The 19,023-nt window shown below is 69.5% G+C and carries 18 protein-coding genes and 1 tRNA gene; 16 read left to right on the forward strand and 3 right to left on the reverse strand.

The genetic code is table 11. The features are described 5' to 3' along the window. Nucleotides 1-75: 75 nt before the first annotated feature. From ACFVDI_RS13420 to ACFVDI_RS13445, 6 genes are all read left to right on the forward strand, one after another. Nucleotides 76-429, forward strand: a complete 354-nt coding sequence (locus ACFVDI_RS13420; RefSeq protein WP_378905638.1) for a winged helix-turn-helix transcriptional regulator — start codon at nt 76-78, stop codon at nt 427-429. Nucleotides 430-676: 247 nt separating this feature from the next. Further along, complete coding sequence (eno, locus tag ACFVDI_RS13425; protein WP_378905640.1) at nt 677-1,954, forward strand: phosphopyruvate hydratase; 1,278 nt, start codon at nt 677-679, stop codon at nt 1,952-1,954. Between the two features lie 219 nt (nt 1,955-2,173). After that, nucleotides 2,174-2,773, forward strand: a complete 600-nt coding sequence (locus tag ACFVDI_RS13430) for a septum formation initiator family protein (protein WP_378905643.1) — start codon at nt 2,174-2,176, stop codon at nt 2,771-2,773. 3 nt (nt 2,774-2,776) lie between these two features. Continuing rightward, a complete protein-coding gene (locus ACFVDI_RS13435; protein WP_378905646.1) occupies nt 2,777-3,286 on the forward strand; it encodes a DUF501 domain-containing protein in 510 nt (169 codons plus the stop codon). A gap of 4 nt (nt 3,287-3,290) precedes the next feature. After that, entirely contained in the window at nt 3,291-4,211 is a 921-nt protein-coding gene (locus tag ACFVDI_RS13440) for an exopolyphosphatase (RefSeq protein ID WP_378905649.1), read from the forward strand. 99 nt (nt 4,212-4,310) lie between these two features. Next, nucleotides 4,311-4,949 (forward strand): hypothetical protein, encoded by a 639-nt coding sequence (locus ACFVDI_RS13445; protein WP_378905652.1) that lies wholly within the window; start codon nt 4,311-4,313, stop codon nt 4,947-4,949. Between the two features lie 194 nt (nt 4,950-5,143). Here ACFVDI_RS13445 and ACFVDI_RS13450 read toward each other — a convergent pair whose 3' ends face one another. After that, nucleotides 5,144-5,674, reverse strand: coding sequence for an SRPBCC domain-containing protein (locus tag ACFVDI_RS13450; RefSeq protein WP_378905655.1), 531 nt, complete (start codon nt 5,672-5,674; stop codon nt 5,144-5,146). Nucleotides 5,675-5,796: 122 nt separating this feature from the next. Between ACFVDI_RS13450 and ACFVDI_RS13455 the strand changes: the two genes are divergently transcribed. The 5 genes from ACFVDI_RS13455 (at nt 5,797) to ACFVDI_RS13475 (ending at nt 8,454) form a co-directional block, all read left to right on the forward strand. Beyond that, a complete protein-coding gene (locus ACFVDI_RS13455; RefSeq protein ID WP_378905659.1) occupies nt 5,797-6,192 on the forward strand; it encodes a winged helix-turn-helix transcriptional regulator in 396 nt (131 codons plus the stop codon). Between the two features lie 117 nt (nt 6,193-6,309). Further along, complete coding sequence (locus ACFVDI_RS13460) at nt 6,310-6,828, forward strand: glycine cleavage system protein R (RefSeq protein ID WP_378905662.1); 519 nt, start codon at nt 6,310-6,312, stop codon at nt 6,826-6,828. Then, nucleotides 6,825-7,385, forward strand: a complete 561-nt coding sequence (gene def, locus ACFVDI_RS13465) for a peptide deformylase (protein ID WP_378905665.1) — start codon at nt 6,825-6,827, stop codon at nt 7,383-7,385. The genes ACFVDI_RS13460 and def overlap by 4 nt, the downstream gene beginning before the upstream one ends. 18 nt (nt 7,386-7,403) lie before the next feature. Next, a tRNA-Leu gene (locus ACFVDI_RS13470) sits at nt 7,404-7,478 on the forward strand. Nucleotides 7,479-7,605: 127 nt separating this feature from the next. Beyond that, entirely contained in the window at nt 7,606-8,454 is an 849-nt protein-coding gene (locus ACFVDI_RS13475) for a Bax inhibitor-1/YccA family protein (RefSeq protein ID WP_328532237.1), read from the forward strand. 224 nt (nt 8,455-8,678) lie between these two features. Here the strand turns inward: ACFVDI_RS13475 and ACFVDI_RS13480 are convergent, their stop codons facing one another. Further along, complete coding sequence (locus ACFVDI_RS13480; protein WP_378905669.1) at nt 8,679-9,698, reverse strand: SGNH/GDSL hydrolase family protein; 1,020 nt, start codon at nt 9,696-9,698, stop codon at nt 8,679-8,681. Between the two features lie 86 nt (nt 9,699-9,784). On the opposite strand from ACFVDI_RS13480, the gene ACFVDI_RS13485 reads away from it, so the two are divergent. Together ACFVDI_RS13485 and ACFVDI_RS13490 are read left to right on the forward strand one after the other, a co-directional pair. Next, nucleotides 9,785-11,185: a cystathionine beta-synthase gene (locus ACFVDI_RS13485; protein WP_378905672.1), complete on the forward strand. Its 1,401-nt coding sequence runs from the start codon at nt 9,785-9,787 to the stop codon at nt 11,183-11,185. A gap of 69 nt (nt 11,186-11,254) precedes the next feature. Beyond that, on the forward strand, nt 11,255-11,611 hold the full coding sequence (locus ACFVDI_RS13490) for a hypothetical protein (protein ID WP_378905675.1): 357 nt from the start codon (nt 11,255-11,257) through the stop codon (nt 11,609-11,611). Here the strand turns inward: ACFVDI_RS13490 and ACFVDI_RS13495 are convergent. Then, the gene (locus tag ACFVDI_RS13495) at nt 11,572-14,136 is read right to left on the reverse strand and encodes a LuxR C-terminal-related transcriptional regulator (RefSeq protein ID WP_378905678.1); all 2,565 of its coding nucleotides are present in this window, start codon (nt 14,134-14,136) and stop codon (nt 11,572-11,574) included. The genes ACFVDI_RS13490 and ACFVDI_RS13495 overlap by 40 nt on opposite strands. Before the next feature lie 656 nt (nt 14,137-14,792). Between ACFVDI_RS13495 and ACFVDI_RS13500 the strand changes: the two genes are divergently transcribed. The 3 genes from ACFVDI_RS13500 to cydD all read left to right on the forward strand — a co-directional run. Continuing rightward, complete coding sequence (locus tag ACFVDI_RS13500) at nt 14,793-16,262, forward strand: cytochrome ubiquinol oxidase subunit I (RefSeq protein ID WP_378905681.1); 1,470 nt, start codon at nt 14,793-14,795, stop codon at nt 16,260-16,262. A 10-nt stretch (nt 16,263-16,272) separates the two neighbouring features. Then, nucleotides 16,273-17,274, forward strand: a complete 1,002-nt coding sequence (gene cydB / locus ACFVDI_RS13505; RefSeq protein WP_378905684.1) for a cytochrome d ubiquinol oxidase subunit II — start codon at nt 16,273-16,275, stop codon at nt 17,272-17,274. A gap of 1 nt (nt 17,275) precedes the next feature. Further along, a partial coding sequence (gene cydD / locus ACFVDI_RS13510) for a thiol reductant ABC exporter subunit CydD (RefSeq protein ID WP_378905687.1) occupies nt 17,276-19,023 on the forward strand: 1,748 nt, incomplete at its 3' end.

Raw genomic sequence — 19,023 nt, forward strand, 5'->3', positions numbered from 1 at the left:
GTTACTAGGGATATTCCGGTTACTTCGAAAATAGTAGTTCCTCCGTGTTCGGGCAACTCCTGTACGCTGGGTGACATGCCCGCGACGAAGCCCGCACACGATCCACAGGTGTGCAGCGCAGCGCTCGTGCGGGCCTTCGACTTTCTCGGCAAGCGCTGGAACGGCGTGATCCTCGGCAGCCTGACCCAGGGCCCGCTCGGCTTCGCCGAGCTGAAGCGAGCGGTCGCCGGGATCAGCGACTCGATGCTCTCCGAGCGCCTCAGCGAGCTGGCCGGCCTCGGCCTGCTCGGCCGCGAGGTCGACCCCGGCCCGCCGGTCGCGGTCCGCTACGCGCTCACCGGATCCGGTGCCGCGCTCGCGCCGACCCTCGGCGCACTCACCGAGTGGGCGGGCACCCACCTGCCGGCCGGCGACTGCTCCGAGGACTGACCGGTCCACGAACGACGCCGGTCCGCCACCGAACGGTGACGGACCGGAGATCCTCGGCGGCACTCCGCGCCGAGGCGTCACGTACGTTTCGACCGGCCGTCTCCCTGGTGAACACCAGGTGGGCAGCCTCGGTCAGACCCCTACTGTCCGGTTAACGTTCCAATCGCCAGGCCCATCCGGCCGAGTAATAGGCTGACGGCCATCACCCCCGTCTCCATCAATCCAGTCCTGACCCAGGAGTAGTTCAGTGGCATCGATCGACGCCGTAGGCGCCCGCGAGATCCTCGATTCGCGAGGCAACCCGACTGTGGAAGTTGAGGTCGTCCTCGACGACGGCACCTTCGCCCGCGCCCAGGTGCCCAGTGGCGCCTCGACCGGAGCCTTCGAGGCCGTCGAGCTGCGCGACGGCGGCGAGCGCTACGGCGGCAAGGGCGTGCAGAACGCCGTCACCGCGGTCGTGGAGACCCTCGCCCCGGCGATCGAAGGCTTCGACGCCGACGACCAGCGCGCCATCGACCAGGCGATGATCGAGGCCGACGCGACCCCCAACAAGGCCAAGGCCGGCGCCAACGCGATCCTCGGCGTCTCGCTCGCCGTCGCGAAGGCCGCCGCCGACTCGGCCGGCCTCTCGCTGTTCCGCTACGTCGGTGGCCCCAACGCCCACGTGCTCCCGGTCCCGATGCTCAACATCCTCAACGGTGGCTCCCACGCGGACTCCAACGTCGACATCCAGGAGTTCATGATCGCGCCGATCGGCGCGCCGACCTTCGCCGAGGCGCTGCGCATGGGCGCCGAGGTCTACCACGCGCTCAAGTCCGTGCTGAAGGCGAAGGGCCTGGCCACCGGCCTCGGCGACGAGGGCGGCTTCGCGCCCAACCTCGAGTCCAACCGCGCCGCCCTCGACCTGATCGCCGAAGCGATCGGCAAGGCCGGCTACGAGCTCGGCAAGGACGTCGTGCTGGCCCTGGACGTGGCGGCGAGCGAGTTCTACGAGGACGGCGCCTACCTGTTCGAGGGTGCGAAGAAGACCGCGGAGGAGATGACCGCCTACTACGAGGAGCTCGTCGCCGCCTACCCGATCGTCTCCATCGAGGACCCCCTCGACGAGGAGGACTGGGACGGCTGGAAGGCGATCACCTCCGCGATCGGCGAGAAGACCCAGCTCGTCGGCGACGACCTGTTCGTCACCAACGTCGAGCGCCTCGCCCGAGGCATCGAGGGCGGCCAGGGCAACGCGCTGCTGGTCAAGGTCAACCAGATCGGCACCCTCACCGAGACCCTCGACGCGGTCGACATGGCCCACCGGGCCGGCTTCAAGACGATGATGTCCCACCGCTCCGGCGAGACCGAGGACACCACCATCGCCGACCTCGCCGTCGCCGTCGGCTCCGGTCAGATCAAGACCGGTGCCCCGGCCCGCTCCGAGCGCGTCGCGAAGTACAACCAGCTCCTCCGCATCGAGGACGAGCTCGGTGAGGCCGCCCGCTACGCCGGCGCCTCCGCCTTCCCGCGCTACCAGGCCTGACCCGTGCGCCGAGTCGGCGCATCTTGACACGATCTCATGCCGAGTCGGCCCGTCTTGACGGGCCGACTCGGCGGGGTTTTGGTCAAGACGGGCCGACTCGGCGGGGTTTTGGTCAAGAGGGGCCGACTCGGCGGGGTTTTGGTCAAGACGGGCCGACTCGGCACGGCTCGGCGGGACAGATGCGCCGACTCGTTGGGCTCGGATGGGAGGATGAGCGACGTGGCAACGCAGGGACCGGGACAGCAGAGTCAGAGCAAGCGCGTTCAACGATCCCGAGGCCCACAGGGTCCGGGACGACGGTCGCGTGCCCCGCTCCCGGCCCGCCCGCCGGCGGGCAGCGGCATCGAGGCCCTGCGCAAGCGGCTGCGTCGGCCGAAGCTGACCGGCCGGGCGATGATGATCATCGTGGTCGCCGCCGTGCTGGTGATCTCCTACGCCTCCTCGCTGCGCGCCTACCTGCAGCAGCGCCACGACATCAATGCGCTCCAGACGGAGATCGCCCAGCGCAAGGAGCACATCAAGCAGCTCGAGGAGCAGACCCGTCGCTGGGAGGACCCCGCCTACGTCCAGCAGCAGGCCCGGGAGCGGTTCGGGTTCGTGATGCCGGGGGAGACGGCGTACGTCGCCCTCGACGAGAACGGCGAGCGCATCCAGACCGAGCCGGAGCTCACCGACCCCAAGTCGGTGGGCAGTGCCGAGCAGCCGAAGGCGTGGTGGGACGATGCGTGGGGTTCCGTGCTGCTGGCCGGTGACCCGCCGGAGCAGACTGGAGAAGGGCCGGAGTCGGAGATCGACCCGCCCAAGCAGAAGAAAGACTGAGACATGGCCATCGATCCCAAGGACGTGGCCGCGATCGCGGCACAGCTGGGACGCGAGCCACGGGGGATCCACGAGGTCGGGCACCGCTGCCCGTGCTCGCTGCCCGATGTGGTGACCACCGAGCCGCGGCTGCCCAACGGCACGCCGTTTCCCACGACGTTCTACCTCACCTGCCCGCGTGCCGCCTCGAAGATCGGCACCCTCGAGGGCACCCACGTGATGAAGGACATGGAGGCCCGCCTGGCCGAGGACGAGGAGCTCGCGGCTGCCTACGCGAGGGCTCACGAGGCCTACCTCGAAGCTCGTTACAAGCTCGGTGACCCGCCCGAGATCCACGGTATCTCCGCAGGTGGGATGCCCGATCGGGTCAAGTGCCTGCACGTCCTCGCCGGTCAGGCGCTCGCCCAGGGCCCGGGCGTCAACCCGCTCGGCGACGAGGTGCTCGAGCGCCTCGGTGAGTGGTGGAAGTCCGGCCCCTGCGTCGACCTCGACCTGGAGGACGAGGAGCAGTGACACGGTGACGAAGGTTGCTGCGATCGACTGCGGCACCAACACGATCAAGCTGCTGATCGCCACGGTCACCGCCGACGGCCTGACCGAGGACGTACGCGAGGCCCGCATGGTCCGTCTGGGCCAGGGTGTCGACCGCACCGGTGTGCTCGCCGAGGAGGCCCTGGAGCGGGCTTTCGGCGCCATCGACGAGTACGCCGCGATGATCCGCGAGCACGGTGTCGAGAGGGTGCGCTTCGTGGCCACCTCGGCCACCCGCGACGCCGCCAACGCGGCCACCTTCACCGACGGCGTACGCGACCGCCTCGGGGTCACGCCCGAGGTAGTCACCGGCGCGGAGGAGGCGGCGCTCTCCTTCGGTGGTGCGGCCCGCAACCTGCGCGGCAGCCCCGAACCGCCGGTGCTGGTGATCGACATCGGCGGTGGCTCGACCGAGCTCATCCTCGGCGACGACTCCACGACGGGCGTCAGCGCGGCAATGAGTATGGACATCGGGTCGGTGCGGCTCCACGAGCGTCACCTGCGCTCCGATCCGCCCACGCGGGAGGAGATCGAGGCCTGCGTACGCGACATCGACGCCCACCTCGATGCCTGCCCGGTGGACCCGGCAGATGCCAACACCGTGGTCGCTGTCGGCGGCACCATGATCCAGCTGACCATGGGACTGCTCGAGCTGGTTGCGTACGACCGCACCGCCACCGACCATGCCGAGGTATCTCCCGAGGACGTCTACCGACTCGTCGACCGGCTGCTCGCGATGACCGTCGACGAGCGACTCGCGCTGCCCTGGATGCATCCCGGCCGGGCCGACGTGATCGCTGCCGGTGGGGTGATCCTCAGCCGGATCCTGAGGCGCTCGCGTGTCGACACTCTTCTCGTCTCCGAGTCCGACATCCTCGACGGAATCGCCTGGTCCGTTAGAGACTAGGCATGTCGGGGGACTTGATCTTTGTGTTTGACGCCTAGGTTTGGGTTCACCGGCGTACCCATCAAACAGAAGCAAAGCTGTCTCTCGGAAGGTCAAGAAGTGAAAAAGCTCATCCTGCTTGCCATCGCTGCCGCTGGTGTCGGCGTGCTGGTCAAGAACAAGTCTGAGCAGCTGAAGGCCGGCGCGAACAAGGTCACCCATGACCCGCGCGTCCAGTCGGCCCTTGCGACCGCCTCGGAGAAGGCGGCGCCCCTGAAGGAGAAGGCTGCTCCTTATGCCGAGGTCGTGAAGGAGAAGGCGGGGCCCTACGCGGCCACCGTCAAGGAGAAGGCCGGTCCCTACGCGGAGCAGGCCAAGGAGAAGGTCTCGGCGGCGGCCGAGGTCGCCTCCGAGAAGCTGCACCGCAACGGCTCCACCCCGGAGCCGACCACCGGCTCGTCCGCGAGCAGCGAGTACGGCGGCTACCCGCCGGCTCCGCCGGTTCCGCCGGTTCCGCCGGCGCCGTCGGCCCCGCAGGCCGGGCTCACCGGTGACCCGCTCACCGACCCGATCGCCCCGGCCGACCCGTACGCCGCCGAGGTCCCGCCGCCCCCGCCGGCCGACCCCGACCAGGCGTCCTACGACGACCTGGGCGGTGGCGACACCGCGGTCAAGCCACCCTCGGAGGGCGCGCCCGAGTTCGCTCCCGAGCCGATCGACTCTCCCCAGGAGGAGAAGGACAAGTGGTTCCGCGGCTGAGCTGCGGCCAGCAGAAGTCCATCTGAGTCACCCGCGGTCCGCCGAAGGCGGGCCGCGGGTGACATTTGGGCCGTTTCGGGCGCGGCCGGGCGTCCGGGGCGGCTGCTGCCGAGGATGATGGCGATTCGGGTCATGGGGTTTCCTCGTGGCGGGGTCAGGGGTCAGGGGTCAGGGGTCAGGGGTCAGGGTTCTGGTCAGTGGTCGGTGTGGAGGGTGGCGGCGAGTCCGTTGAGACGCAGCGTCGTAGCGCCGCGAAGGTGGGGTAGGTCGGTGCTGCCGTCGCCGGTGCGAGCCAGGAACGCCACCTGCTCGGTCCAGGACAGCTGGCACCCGTCCCCGGCGTCGGCGAGGAGTACCGTCACCAGTGACGTCCACCGCGGCAGATCGTCCACGATCGACACGTAGGCGAACACGAGCCGCCGGTCGGTGACGATGTCGAGGTAGTGGGAGTGGTACGCCAGCCGCTCCGGTGTGGCATCCGGGACCGTGAAGGTGCTGTGGGCGTCCTCGCCGGCACCGATGCGGAACTCGTGGCGGTAGGTCGCCCCCGAACCGGGCAGCCGGAACCAGCGCCGTCGGGCCTGGTCGTCCGCGAACGCTGCGAACACCGATGCGGGTGCTGCGTCGAAGCGGCGCTCGACAGTGAATGTGTGGTAGCGGATGTCGAGGGCGGGATGCGTGGGCAGTGCCCCGGCGTTGTCGTCGGTCGAGGGGTGGGCTGACATGGCGTCTCCAGTTTGTGCGTCACCAATGGTTACTGTCAGTAGGAAACGTGGGGTGGACGGCGATGCTTCCGTCGCTACCACCCGCACTTTGACGTCAGCAACGCACTCGGAAGGACGCAATCGTGACCACTGGACTTCGCAGCGAGCTGGCTGGGCGAGGGATCGCGCCGGACTGCCTGGACACGATCCTGGTGGTCCGAGACGTGCTTGCCCGCGTCGGTGACAAGTGGACGATGCTCATCGTCGCCGCGCTGGACAGTGGGCCGATGCGCTTCACAGCGCTGCACGAGAATGTGCCCGGCATCTCCCAGCGGATGCTCGGCCACACTCTCCGCGCCCTGACCCGCGACGGGCTCGCCACTCGCACCGCATACGCGGAGGTGCCGCCCCGCGTTGAATACGAACTCACCGATCTCGGCCGCTCACTGGCGTCCGCCGTCGATCACCTCGTCGGGTGGGTGAAACAGCATCAGGACGAGATCGTCCGCAACCGGACTCATCACGACGCCTTGGGCTAGGGACCCGCGCGAACGAAGATCGCGCGAGCCTGGCCATCGCAGTCGCGCCGAAGGCGTCGGCTCGCGCAGGGCCCGGCCGGTGGGCAACGTGGGCGGGCCGCGGGTGACAATGGTTCGGTGACCATCCACGCCATCACCGTCCTGGGACACGACCGCCCGGGGATCATCGCCGACACGACCTCCCGTCTCGCCGGACTCGGACTCAACCTCGAGGACTCGACGATGACCCGGCTGCGAGGTCACTTCGCGATGACGCTGCTGTGCGCGGGAGAGGCGACCACGGAGGCCATCCAGGCCGACCTCGAGCCGATCGCCTCCGACGGCACGCTGACGGTCACGGTCTACGAGCTCCCCGAGGAGCAGGCACCGGCCGGTGCCGGACAGCTCTTCGTCCTCTCCGTCCACGGCGGCGACCGGCCCGGCATCGTCTCCACCGTGACCGCCGAGATCGCTGCCGTCGGCGGCAACATCACCGACCTCACCACCCGTCTCTCCGGCGACCTCTATGTCGTCGTCGCCGAGCTCGAGCTGCCGGCGGACGCCGACGTCGCCGTGCTGGAGGCGTCGATCAAGCGGGTCACCCAGGAGCTCGGCGTCGACGCCACCCTGCGGCCGATCGAGGCCGACGACCTGTGAGCGAGATCAACGAGCGGGTGCTGGCCTGGACCGAGGCGGAGCTGGGTGTCGAGGGCAAGGTGCTCGACGTCGTACGGGCCCCCGCCCACGTCCTCTCCGTGCCCGGCAAGGATGTCGACCCCGCGGCCCCCGAGACCGTCCAGCTCGCCGCCGACCTGATCGCCACGATGCGGGTCTCGCCCGGCTGCGTCGGCCTGGCCGCCGACCAGGTCGGGGTCTCGGCCCGGGTCTTCTGCGTCGACGTCTCCACCCACGTCAAGACCAGGACCCACCACGGGACGTACGTCCTGTGCAACGCGGAGGTCGTCGAGGCCAGCCGTAACGAGAAGGCGCGCGAGGGCTGCATGTCCGTCCCCGACCTGACCGGCGACGTGAAGCGCGCCTCCCGGCTGAAGGTACGCGGCCAGCTCCCGGTCACCGGCGAGACCGTCGAGATCGTCACCGATGCCTTCGAGGCCCGCTGCCTGCAGCACGAGATCGACCACACCAACGGTCTGCTCTTCATCGACCGCGTCGCGGGCGCCCACGCGCTCCACCAGCGCCAGACGTACTTATGACGCTAAGGTCGGCCGAGCGCCCCGGTATCCCAATCGGTCAGAGGACGGCGTCTTAAAAACGCTTCAGTGTGGGTTCGAGTCCCACCCGGGGCACTCTTGGCGTTCCTGGAACCTCAGGGTTGTCCCGGACGTTGAGTGAGACACAGGGCCGGTACGCTGGCCGTAGGGAGCCGCCACCGTGGCGGCACCTTTCACGTCGCTTTCGAGGAGTGACCCCCAGATGCAGAGCAACAACCCGGTGTTCCGTAGGGCAGAGGGCTTCGGGCAGCCGTCGCAGAACGCCTACGGCAACGCGACCTACGGTGGCAACGGCGCTCCGTACGCCGGCTACGGGCAGGACCCGAGCCAGTGGTCGACCGGCGCCCCCCAGGCGCCGACCACGGGCGCCCCCATGACGATCGACTCGGTGGTGCAGAAGGGCGCGATCACGCTCGGCGTCGTCTTCCTCGCCGCCATCGCGACGTGGGTCATGACCCCCGACATCAACTCCACCGCCAGCCTCGGGCCGCTCTACATGGCCGCGACGCTCGGTGCCGGTGCGGCCTTCATCCTGTCCCTGGTCAACTCGTTCAAGCGGGTGATCAGCCCGGCGCTGGTCCTGGCCTTCGCCGTTGCCGAGGGCATCGCCCTGGGCGCGCTGAGCAAGGTCTTCGACGCCATGATCGGTGGCGGCATCGTCGTCCAGGCCGTGATCGGCACCTTCGCCGCGTTCGCGGGCACCCTGGCTGCCTACAAGTTCTTCAACATCAAGGTCGGCAACAAGTTCCGCACCTTCGTGATCGCGGCCATGTTCGGCATGGTGGGTCTGAGCCTGATGGAGCTCGTGCTCGGCATGTTCGGCGCCAGCTTCGGCCTCTTCGGCCTCGGCACGCTCGGCATGATCACCGCCATCGCCGGCCTCGCGCTCGGTGTCTTCATGCTGATCCTCGACTTCGACCAGATCGAGCAGGGCATCCGTGCCCAGCTTCCTGAGCGTGAGTCGTGGCGCGCCGTCTTCGGCCTGACCGTCAGCCTCGTCTGGATCTACACCAACCTGCTCCGTCTCCTGGCGATCTTCCAGCAGGACTGATCGCCCGCAGGTCTTCACGACGAAGGAGTGAAGACCTGCGACGGCGATCAGGTCGAGCGAGCGCAGCGGGTGAGCCTGCGAACCCGCGAAGCGGGTCGAGACCCAGTCGCGTGAAGTGACAACCGCCCCGTGCCTTGAAGGCGCGGGGCGGTTCGTTTCGCATGCCAACAGTGTTGGTCTCGACACGCCGTCGGCTAGCGGCTCCGGCGGCTCGACCAGCGGGGCTAACGAGCCCGGTTGATCTCCGCGAGCGGGGGAGTCTCGGCGGGGCGCTCGCCGCGGCGGGGCTCGCGGTGCTCGTTCTCGAAGGACCGGGCACGGGCCCAGTTGCGGCCGAAGCGTCCGCGGGGGCGCGGCGCCGGGTCGATCTCGGTTCCTGGCCGGATGACGGCGCGCAGGGAGGCGGCGGCGAGCGGCATCACGTGCTTGCCGTTGTAGGTCTCCAGGATGGCGTTCTCGTCGCCGACGAGGCCGAGCACGGTGAGCGTCGGCGGCACCAGAACCTCGCCGAGGGCGTGGTAGCCGGCGGCGGAGGGGTGGAACTGGTCGGCGCCGAACCAGAACGCCGGGGTCGCCTTGAAGGCCGGGCCGAGGACGTCACCCAGCGACACGGTGTGGCCACCGGCGCGGATGACGTGGAAGATCTGGCCGGCGGCGATACGGATCGACCAGGCCCGCATGATCGACCGCAGCGGCGGCAGGATCGGGGTGGCGGTGCTGAGGTCAGGAACGGTGCCGACGAGCACCGGCACCCCGGCTTCCTGGAGCCGGATGACGGCCTGGGCGAGGTGGCTCACCGCGACCCGCGGACGCACCCGCCGGATCACGTCGTTGGAGCCGACCAGGATGACCGCGATGTCGGCATCGGCGGCGATCGCCTTCTCGACCTGCGGGTGCAGGTCGGAGGACTTGGCGCCGATCTCGGAGAGGTCGTGCAGGCGCACCGGCCGGTGTGCCTTCTCGGAGACACCGGAGGCGAGGACGGCGCCCGGCGTGTCCTCGACCTCGGTCATCCCGTAGCCCGCGGCGCTCGAGTCGCCGAGCAGCGCGATGCTGATCGGTCGGCCCGGTTGCCGTGCTCCGTACCACCCGGTCGGGGAGGGGGCCACCGGCATCTTGACCTGATGCGTCGCCCGGACGGCGAGCGCTGCTTCCGCGACGAGGACCCCGGCGAACGCGGCCGTCGCGGCCAGAACACCCCCGCCGGCGTACGCGGTCTTGCGTGCCAGACTCTTCTTCGCCACGGGGACACTCTAAAGTCTTCGGCCCATTACCGGGCACTCAGTATCGGGATATAGGGGATCTCACCTAGTGGACATACGCTGTGGCCATGGAGTACGTGGACTCGCTTCTCGACCTTATCGGCAACACTCCGCTCGTGCGGCTGGAGCGTGCGTTGGACGGCGCCGGGGCGTCCGAACCGGGCAAGGGACCGCTGGTTCTGGCCAAGGTGGAATACCTCAACCCGGGCGGTTCGGTGAAGGACCGCATCGCCACCCGGATGATCGAGGCGGCCGAGGCCTCCGGTGAGCTGCAGCCCGGCGGGACGATCGTCGAGCCCACCTCCGGCAACACCGGTGTCGGTCTGGCGATGGTCGCCCAGCGACGCGGTTACAAGTGCATCTTCGTCTGCCCCGACAAGGTCAGCGAAGACAAGCGCAACGTGCTGAAGGCCTACGGTGCCGAGGTCGTCGTCGCGCCCACGGCCGTGCCGCCGGAGCACCCCGACTCCTACTACAACGTCTCCGACCGGCTCGCCTCGCAGCCCGGTGCCTGGAAGCCGAACCAGTACGCCAACCCCAACAACCCGCGCTCCCACTACGAGGAGACCGGCCCGGAGATCTGGCGCCAGACCGAAGGCAGGATCACCCACTTCGTGGCCGGTGTCGGCACCGGCGGCACGATCTCCGGGATCGGCCGCTACCTCAAGGAGCAGAACCCGGACGTCCAGATCATCGGCGCCGACCCCGCGGGCAGCGTCTACTCCGGCGGCAGCGGTCGGCCCTACCTGGTCGAGGGCGTCGGCGAGGACTTCTGGCCGGACACCTACGACCGCGACATCGCCGACCGGATCATCGAGGTCTCCGACGCCGACTCGTTCGCCTACACCCGCCGGCTCGCCCGCGAGGAGCAGCTGCTCGTCGGCGGCAGCGCCGGCATGGCTGCGTACGCCGCCAAGCAGCTCGCCGCGGAGCTGGCCGGCACGCCGGAGGGCGAGAACGCCGTGATCGTCGTGCTGCTGCCCGACTCCGGGCGCGGCTACCTGACCAAGGTGTTCAACGACGAGTGGCTGGCGCAGTACGGCTTCGCGACCGGCGAGGACGCCAAGCAGACCGTCGGTGACGTGCTGCGCGGCAAGTCCGGCCGGCTGCCCGACCTGGTGCACACCCACCCGGGCGAGACGATCGCCGAGGCGGTGCACATCCTGCAGGAGTACGGCGTCTCGCAGATGCCCGTCGTCCGTGCCGAGCCGCCGATCGTGGCCGCCGAGGTCGCGGGCTCGGTCTCGGAGCGGACCCTGCTGGAGGCGCTGTTCACCGGCAAGGCCAAGCTCACCGACTCCGTCGAGGAGCACATGTCGCCGCCGCTGCCCTCGATCGGCTCCAACGCCGACGCCCACGATGCCGCCCACACCCTGGGTGACTCCGACGCGCTGCTGGTGCACGAGGACGGCAAGCCGGTCGGTGTCCTCACCCGCCAGGACCTGCTCTTCTTCCTGACCAGCGCCTGACCAGATCCTGAGGCGCCGCATACCCTCCCCCCTAGCGGGGGAGGGTGGCGTACGCCATGATGCGTGGTCATGATCGCGTACCCCCACACGCGCCGGTCGGCCTTCGCCGCGGCCATTCTGACCACGCTCCTCTCGCTGTCCGCCTGTGGCGGCGGCGACGGCAGCGGTGGCGGCGGCGATCGTCCCAGCGTCGCGGACATCAAGGGCCAGATCACCCAGAGCAGCGGCGACCAGGTGACCGACGAGCAGGCCGTGTGCTTGGCGAAGACCTACTACGAGTCGGACCTCTCCGATGAGGCGGTACGCCTGCTGGTCGAGGCCGAGGACGTCTCGAAGATCAGCCCGGAGGATCTCTCTGAGGCGGACCAGAAGGCCAGCAAGGCGCTCTACGACCCGTTGGTGAAGTGCCTGACGCCCGCTGAGTAGTCGCCGTTCGGCGCCGGCCGCAGCCAGGTGTTCGCCACCCGGGCGAGGTCCTCGCGACCGGACACCCCGGTCTTGCGGCTGATGTTGTGCAGGTGGGTCTCGACGGTGCGGGTGCTCATCTCCAGGTCTGCGGCGAGCGAGGCCGTGGTGGGGCCGTCGGGCAGTAGTTGGAGCACCTCGCTCTCCCGTCCGGAGAGCCCGATGTGGACCGCCGCGCGACGGAACAGCCCGGCCCGGCTTCCGGAGATCTCGGAGCGTTCCCACGCGAGGTCGAGCGTCTCGGCGGCCTCGGCGAGGTCGCCGGCCTCACGCTGCAGGATCGCCAGTGAGATGGCGGCCCTGGTCACGAACACGAGGGCGCCGGCATCGGCCAGGATGACGATCGCCTCGCGGAGTGCGTCGACGTCGCCGGCGGCGGTGGCGGCTGCGTACGCCCCCATGCCCTGCAGCAGCGGGCTCTCGGTGCCTGCGGCGAGGCCGGCGGCCCGGGTGATGTGCTTGTTCTCGTTGGCGCCGCGTTCGATGGCCTCCACGGCGAGGAAGATGCCGCCGGTGACGTAGCCGGCGTCCAGCCGCTGACCGACGAGCTCGCACAGCTCCTTGAGGCTGGGCATCCGTCCGCTGGCCGGCGCCATGATGCTGGCCACCATCCCCGGCCACGGGCCGAGGGCCACCTTTGCGCCACCGATCTGGGAGGCGAGGCTGCGGGCGTACTCCGGGCGGCCCTGCGCCATCGCGATCTCCGCGCCGAGCGTCAGGATGCCGGTGTGGGCGACGTCGCGATAGGCCGCGACGCTCGAGGAGGAGAGGCTCTGGAACGCGGCCTGGCTCGCCTCGGTCAGCCGACCCGCGATGCTCAGGCCGAGGACGCAGAGGTAGGCGTGGGCCTGGATCAGCATCGCATCCCCACTCCGGTTGGCCTCCTCGAGCTGCTCCCGGGCGAAGTCGATGCCGCGGTCCAGGTCGCCGCCGAGAACGTCGGCCAGTCCGGTGAGGAAGGCAAGCAGTCCAGCGGAGAACTGGTGCTGAGGCTGCTGGCTCTCCAGCAGGTTGCGCGCCTGCTCGACCATCCCGGCGGCGAGGAGGCGCTCGGCGGCCACCACGGCGAGCATCTCCGGGCCGGTCGTGTCGCGCGGGTCGGGCTCGACCGTCGGGAGCTCGGGGACGTACTCGGTCTGGAACTGCAGGTGGGCGCTGGCGGCCTCGAGCGTCGCGGCGAAGGCCGGCAGCCGCTTCAGTCCGTCGTCGAGGACGTCCTTGGCCGCCTGCAGGTCACCGAGCCCGACCGCCTTCCAGGTGGCGAACCAGGCCAGCATCCAGGCCGACTCCTGGGTGTCGGTCAGCGGGGTGCGCCGCTCGACCTCGTCGATCTGGTCACGAGGCGCGGCCGTGTTGCGGAGCGCGACGAGCAGCGGCAGCGCGGTCTCGGGCGAGGGCATCTCGGTCCAGGAGCGGCGTGCGCGGGCGACCTCGTCGGCCATCTGACGCAGAGAGCGCTGGTGGAGGAGGGCGGCGTCGGCACCGCGGGGCCGATGGGTGGCGTAGTCGAGGAGCCGCTGCTCCGCGGCCAGGTGGTTGCGCGCGATCACCAGCCCGAACGCCGAGCCCTCGGTGATCAGGTAGTCGCCGATGAGGGGCGGGTAGAGGCCCACGACGCCGCTGCCCGGTCCGTCCTCGCTGTGGCGCGCCAGCCCGTGGGCGAAGAGCGCGTCGAGCACATGGCGCTCGAGCAGCTTCTCGGCCTCGTCGAGCGGCACCGGCCCTGTCACCGCGAGCGCGGTCGCACCGTCCCAGGCAGCCTGGTCGAGCCCGGCGACCAGTGGCTCGACGGCCGAGGCCAGCGCAGGTGCCCAGCCCGTACGCCGCGGCAGCCGCCACAGCCCGTCGAGCTGCTCCAGCACCCCCGCCCGGGGCCCGACGGTGGCGATCGCCCGGACCAGGCCGAGCAGACCGCCGGTGGTCATCGAGATCCGGGCCAGCGACCCGGCCTCCACCGGGCCGCCCAGGATCGCCCGGCACACTTCGTGCACCTCGTTGACCTCGAGCGTGGGGGAGCGCACCTGCACCGAAGGGGCGATGCCGAGCATCAGCGTGTCCTCGGCGACCGGGTGCTGGTGGCGGCTGCTCGTCACCGCCAGGAGGCGACGCTGGCGGTGGACGTTGCGCAGGGCGCCGACCGAGTAGGTGTCGAGCGCGTCGGCGTCGTCGATCACCATCACCGTGCCGCTGCCGAGCTGTTTGCTCAGCGCGGCGGTCATCTCGCCGATGGTCCTGCGGGGGCCGGGCGGTGTCGCTCCGCCGATGCCGGCGGCGAGGAGTGCCGCGAACGGTTCGTTCTGCCAGGCGCGGTGGCCACTGAGCTGGAAGACGGACAGGCCGTCGTCCTCGAGGCGGTCGGCGATCAGCCCGCAGAGCTCGCTGCGTCCGGAGCCTCGGGGGCCGACCAGATGCACGCTCAGGCCTGCACCGACGTAGTCGGCGACCTCGTCGACCACCCGCGCGAGGACACCTTCGCGATCAGACATGGTCACCCCCCACCTCAAGGTACATCCAAATGCATACCGGATTTTCTGTGGGAGCGCTGTATCGCCCGCGTATTAGGTCTACTGATACGCAGGTTACCTGTTTACAGTACGTAAACAGTCCGTCCGCGACCGCAACCTCTGGCCCTGGATGATGAGATAGTGATCTCACGGGCTGAGGTTCACCTCGGCCTGCACCACTGAGTGACCACCAGGTTGCCGCATCAGCTCCCCCATCTGATTGCGGCCCTGGTGGCACGAAGACCTACAGAGCCCGGCCGTCCCGGACTCGAGGTCGCGATCATCCCCCCGCGGTCGTGACCTCGAGCCCAGGGCGGCCGGGCTGGGTTATTTGCGATTGCTTCGCAATCCGCGAGCGCTGGGTTGTTTGCGATTGCTTCGCAATTCGCGCAGCGCCTTCGCTTGATCCTCGTCTTCCTCCGCTCCGTTCGTCGCTTCGCTCCTCACTGCGCTGCGTCCAGACGAGGAGCGCTTCGGCGCTGAGTTGTTTGTGATTGCTTCGCAATTCGCGGAGCGCTTCAGCGCTGGGGCGTCGCTTGTGAAGCAGTTCACAAGGGACGTAAGCCACGACACATGGGACGTATGCCTAGGGGAGGGGGTGGTGTGGCCGGTGAGACGGCAGTGTCATAGTGACTGACGTGGACAGCGTCCTGGAGTTAGCCAGGTGGCAGTTCGGCATCGTGACCGTCTACCACTTCCTGTTCGTCCCGCTCACGGTGGGACTCACCATGCTCGTCGCCGTGCTGGAGACGATCTGGCTGCGTACGAAGAATCCTGAGTGGCTTCGGCTGACCAAGTTCTTCGCGAAGCTCTTCCTGATCAACTTCGCACTCGGTGTGGTCACCGGGATCGTGCAGGAGTTCCAGTTCGGGATGACCTGGTCGGACTACTCCCGCTTCGTGGGGGACGTCTTCGGGGCCCCGCTGGCGATCGAGGCGCTGCTGGCCTTCTTCCTGGAGTCGACCTTCCTCGGGCTGTGGATCTTCGGCTGGGACAAGCTGCCGCGGGCGCTGCACAACGCGTGCATGTGGATCGTCCACCTCGGCACGCTCGCGTCGTCGTGGTTCATCCTGGCGGCCAACTCCTGGATGCAGCACCCGGTCGGCTACAAGTTCAACGAGGTCACCGGCCGCGCCGAACTCACCGACTTCTGGGCGGTGATGTTCAACAAGGTGCAGCTGGGCACGTTCCCGCACGTCATCCTCGCGGCGTACCTGACCGCGGCCGCCTTCATGCTCGGCATCCTGGGCTGGCTCTACATGCGCCGGCCGGGGGAGAACAACGTCGAGCGCCCGATGTACCGGCGCGGGATGGTGCTGGCGGCCTGGGTGATGGTCTTCTCCGGCGTAGGCGTCGCGGTCTCTGGTGACATCCAGGGCAAGATCATGACCGAGGTGCAGCCGATGAAGATGGCGGCCGCGGAGGCGTTGTGGGAGACCTCCGACTCCTGCGCGCCGTTCTCGATCCTCACCATCGGCACCCGCGACGGGAAGCACGAGAAGTGGGCGCTCGAGGTGCCGTGCGTGCTCTCCTTCCTCGGCACCGGCACCTTCGACGGCAAGGTCGAGGGCATCTACGACCTGCAGGAGAAGTACCGCGAGACCTACGGGGCGACGCCGGGCGCGACCTACTACTCACCCGGTGACTACACCCCCAACATCCCGGTCACCTACTGGACGTTCCGCTGGATGATGGGCCTCGGTGTCGTCGGCGGTCTCGTCGGCCTGGCGGTGCTGTGGCTGACTCGTCGGGGACGTACGCCGACAGGGTTCGTCGGACGGGTGCTTCCCGCGCTGGCGATCTCCGCGCCGGTGATGGTGCTGCTGGGCAACTCGATGGGCTGGATCTTCACCGAGATGGGACGCCAGCCGTGGGTCGTCTTCGGGGTGCTGACCACCGCCAACGGCGTCTCGCCGGGCGTCGAGCCGTGGGAGGTGTGGATGTCGCTGCTGGGATTCACGGCGCTCTACGCGGTCCTCGCCGTCATCGAGGTGGGCCTGCTGATCAAGTATGTGAAGAAGGCTCCGGACCCGTTCGTCGAGCCACCTTCACCGTCCCTGCGCGGCTCCGAGTCGGATGCCGACGAGCCGATGAACTTCGCGTACTGAGGAGCCTGCGATGGAACTCACGACAATCTGGTTCTGCCTCATCGCCGTGCTGTGGATCGGCTACTTCGTCCTCGAGGGCTTCGACTTCGGCGTCGGCATGCTGCTTCCGGTGCTGGCCCGCGACGACCGCGAGCGGCGCGTCATGATCAACACCATCGGTCCGGTCTGGGACGGCAACGAGGTCTGGCTGCTGACCGCGGGTGGAGCGACCTTCGCGGCGTTCCCGGAGTGGTACGCGACGCTGTTCTCCGGCTTCTACCTGCCGCTGTTCCTCATCCTGATCGCGCTGATCGTGCGTGGGGTCGCGTTCGAGTACCGCCACCAGCGGCCCTCGGTGACCTGGGCCGGCTGGTGGGACCGCGCGGTGATCTTCGGGTCGTACGTCCCGGCGTTCCTGTGGGGTGTGGCGTTCGCCAACATCGTGCGCGGGGTGCCGATCGACGCCGACTTCGAGTTCACCGGCACCGTCCTGACCCTGCTCAACCCCTACGGTCTCCTCGGCGGCCTGGTCACGCTCTCGCTGTTCGTGACCCACGGTGCGGTGTTCATCGCGCTGAAGACCGACGGCGAGATCCGCGGCCGGGCCCGCGCGCTGGCGCTCAAGACCGGGGTTGTCGCGGCCGTGCTCGCCGTCGTGTTCCTGGTCTGGACCCAGGCGCTCACCGGCAACCTGGCGACCGCGGTGATCTTCGTCGTGGCGGCGCTCGCGCTCGTGGGCGGGCTGGGGGCTGCGTACGTCGGTCGTGAGGGGCTCGCCTTCGCGGGCACCTTCCTCGCGATCGGGCTGGCCGTGGCCGGGCTCTTCGTGGGGCTCTTCCCCGACGTGATGCCCTCGACCACCGACGTCGCGAACTCGCTGACCACGACGAACGCGGCGGCGACGCCCTACACGCTGAAGCTGATGACGATCGTCGCGGCGGTGTTCACGCCGATCGTGGTGGGCTACCAGGCCTGGACGTACTGGATCTTCCGCAAGCGGATCTCCATCCACCACATCCCCGCCGCTCATTGAGATGCGCCCGAACGACCCGCGACTGCGAGCTCAGCTGACGGTGGCCCGGCGGCCGCTCGCGGTCGTGGTGGCGGCCGGGGTGCTGGGGGCGGTGCTGCTGATCATCCAGACGTACGCCGTCACCGGGCTGCTCATCTCCGCGATCCGCGGCACCGGTTCGGTGAGCGGCTGGGCACTGGCGGTCGTGGCCGTCTTCGCCGGGCGCGCGGTCGTCGGGGTGGTCTCCGACGTGGCCGGCGCCCGGGCGGCCGGTGTCGTCGGCGCGGACCTGCGGCGCCGGGTGGTCGGCGCGATCCTGCGTGGGCAGGCGGGTCGCTCGGGGTCGTTGTCGGCCCTGGCCACGCGTGGGGTCTCGGCCGCGGAGCCGTATCTGACGCGGTACGTCCCGGCGCTGGTGCTGGCGTGCGTACTGCCCGTCATGGTGCTCGCGGTGATCGCCTGGACCGACCCGCTCAGCGGCCTCATCGTGGGGCTCACGCTGCCGTTGATCCCGATCTTCGGAGTGCTCGTCGGGCTCGCCACGCGTGACCAGGCGGCCGGCCAGTGGCGGGCGATGTCGGCGCTGGCCGGCCACTTCCTCGACGTGATGAAGGGCCTGCCTACTCTGGTCGCTTTCGGTCGAGCTCGTGCGCAGTCGGGGGTCATCGCCACCATCACCGACCGCTACCGCCGCCGCACCCTGGAGACCCTGAAGATCGCCTTCGCCTCCTCGGCGGTGCTCGAGCTCGTCGCGACCATCTCGGTCGCCCTGGTCGCGGTCATCATCGGTGTCCGGCTCGCAGCGGGCTCCGTCGATCTGCAGACGGCGCTCGTCGTCCTGCTGCTCGCCCCTGAGGCCTACTGGCCGCTGCGCCGCGTCGGCACCGAGTTCCACGCCGCCGCCGAGGGTACGGCCACGCTCGAGGCCACCGCAGACCTCTCCGCCCGAGAGGTCGGTGCGGTCGACCGAGTCGTCAGCGACTGCCATCTCGGCTCGCGGGAGCGACGTCTCGGCATGTCTCTCGACGGGGTGGGACTGACCTATCCGGACCGCGATCGGCCGGCGCTCGCACCGGTCTCCGCGACGGTCCCGGAGCGCGGGATCACCGCGATCGTCGGCCCGAGCGGCTGCGGGAAGTCGACGTTGCTGGCGATCGTCGCCGGGCTCCAGGAGACGTACGCAGGTGCCGTCGAGCTCGACGGACAGACCCCGGCCGAGAGCGACGCATGGCGACGGCAGTTCGCCTATCTACCCCAGCGACCGGTGTTCGTCAGCGGGACGATCGCGGACAACCTGCGCCTCGGGTCGCCGGGGGCGACCGACGGTGACCTGTGGCAGGTGTTGAAGCGGGTCGCGCTCGCCGACCGGATCGCCGAGCTCCCCGGCGGGCTCGGTGCCGACCTCGCCGAGGACGGCCGCTCGCTCTCGGCAGGGGAGCGGGCCCGGCTGGCGCTGGCCCGCGTCGTACTCTCCGAGCGCCCCTGGGTTCTCCTCGACGAACCGACCGCCCACCTCGACCCCGACACCGAGCGGATCATCGCCGACACCGTCACCGACCTCGCCCGCGACCGCGCCGTCGTCCTCGTCGCCCACCGCGAGGCGCTCATCGACATCGCCGACCAGGTCATCACCCTCCCTGTCGAGGCGTCGCCGGCGTCGGCCGAGACGTCGCTCCGGTCGGCCGAGACGTCGCGCGCGTCGGCCGAGACGGCAACGGTTGACGCTTCGGCCGACGAGAGCGACGCCTCAGTGCGTCCAGACGTTCGGCC

The organism is Nocardioides sp. NPDC057767 (assembly GCF_042798275.1).
Lineage (GTDB): Bacteria > Actinomycetota > Actinomycetes > Propionibacteriales > Nocardioidaceae > Nocardioides.